At 40.3% G+C, this 1,219-nt stretch carries 2 protein-coding genes; both read left to right on the top strand.

What is annotated here, in order from left to right:
- Positions 1–298: SAG1386/EF1546 family surface-associated protein (locus SMIDD26_RS07200; protein ID WP_348538399.1), on the top strand; the 298-nt coding region annotated here is incomplete at its 5' end.
- Between the two features lie 8 nt (positions 299–306).
- The gene (cmk, locus tag SMIDD26_RS07195) at positions 307–978 is read left to right on the top strand and encodes a (d)CMP kinase (RefSeq protein WP_061439691.1); all 672 of its coding nucleotides are present in this window, start codon (positions 307–309) and stop codon (positions 976–978) included.
- Positions 979–1,219: the final 241 nt, after the last annotated feature.

The following is a 1,219-nucleotide window of genomic DNA, read 5'->3' as shown; positions in this document are numbered from 1 at the left end:
GGGGAGTAATCGCACGGCAGCCTTGAAAGATTTTCATGATTCAGATGCAAGTGTAGTACAAGTCTCATCTTCAAGCAGTTCCCAACCTGAGCAGAGTTCAGAGCCAGAATCTACTTCTAGTAGTTCAGAAGAAGCTACTAATCCTGAAGGAACGATTAAAGTTCTCGCAGGAGAAGGAGAAGCAGCTATTGCAGCTCGTGCTGGAATCTCCATTGCACAGTTAGAAGCCTTAAATCCTGGGCACATGGCTACAGGGTCTTGGTTTGCTAATCCAGGTGATGTTATAAAAATAAAATAGGAGCCGATATGAAAACAATTCAAATTGCTATTGACGGTCCTGCTTCCAGCGGTAAGAGTACGGTCGCAAAGATCATTGCCAAGGATTTTGGATACACCTACCTAGATACAGGTGCCATGTATCGTGCGGCAACCTATATGGCTCTCAAGAACCAGTTAGGAGTGGAAGAGATTGAGGAGCTTTTAGCCTTATTGGACCAGCATCCAATCAGTTTTGGACGTTCAGAAACTGGGGAGCAGCTTGTATTTGTAGGGGATGTGGATATTACCCATCCTATCCGTGAAAATGAAGTGACCAATCATGTTTCTGCTATTGCAGCAATTCCTCAAGTGCGTGAGAAACTGGTTTCTCTCCAACAAGAAATTGCCCAGCAAGGCGGGATTGTCATGGACGGTCGCGATATTGGGACTGTTGTATTGCCACAAGCAGAATTGAAAATTTTCCTAGTAGCTTCGGTAGATGAAAGAGCAGAGCGTCGTTACAAGGAAAATATTGCCAAGGGAATTGAAACAGACCTTGAAACTCTAAAAGAGGAAATTGCTGCGCGTGACTACAAGGATAGTCATCGTGAGACTTCGCCTCTCAAACAAGCAGAGGATGCTGTCTACCTTGATACAACTGGTTTGAACATTCAAGAAGTAGTTGAAAAAATCAAAGCAGAAGCTAAAAAAATAATGTAAATGTAGAAAAGCCGATAGATTGATATCGGTTTTTTTCTAAATTGATATCAAGGTTCGTTTATATAGTGGATTGAAACAGAGTATGAACAAATCGATTAGGGAATTCAAATTAAATTTCTAACAAGGATTTAGAAATTGTGTTGTCCTATTTCAACTTCAAAACACTATAATGCTTGATTTATAAAATGAAAAAGAGTATAATAGGTTAAGCCAGTCTAAAATATGCATAAATATTTTAGGG

It is taken from the genome of Streptococcus mitis (genome assembly GCF_001579035.1).
GTDB classification, from domain to species: domain Bacteria; phylum Bacillota; class Bacilli; order Lactobacillales; family Streptococcaceae; genus Streptococcus; species Streptococcus mitis_J.
Note: the sequence above shows the minus strand (reverse complement) of the source record. Positions and strands in the feature narration are given on the sequence as shown.

Bases quoted from the DNA above. Each gene is read 5' to 3' on its own strand.
- cmk (WP_061439691.1), top strand. From the start codon at position 307: ATGAAAACAATTCAAATTGCTATTGACGGTCCTGCTTCCAGCGGTAAG.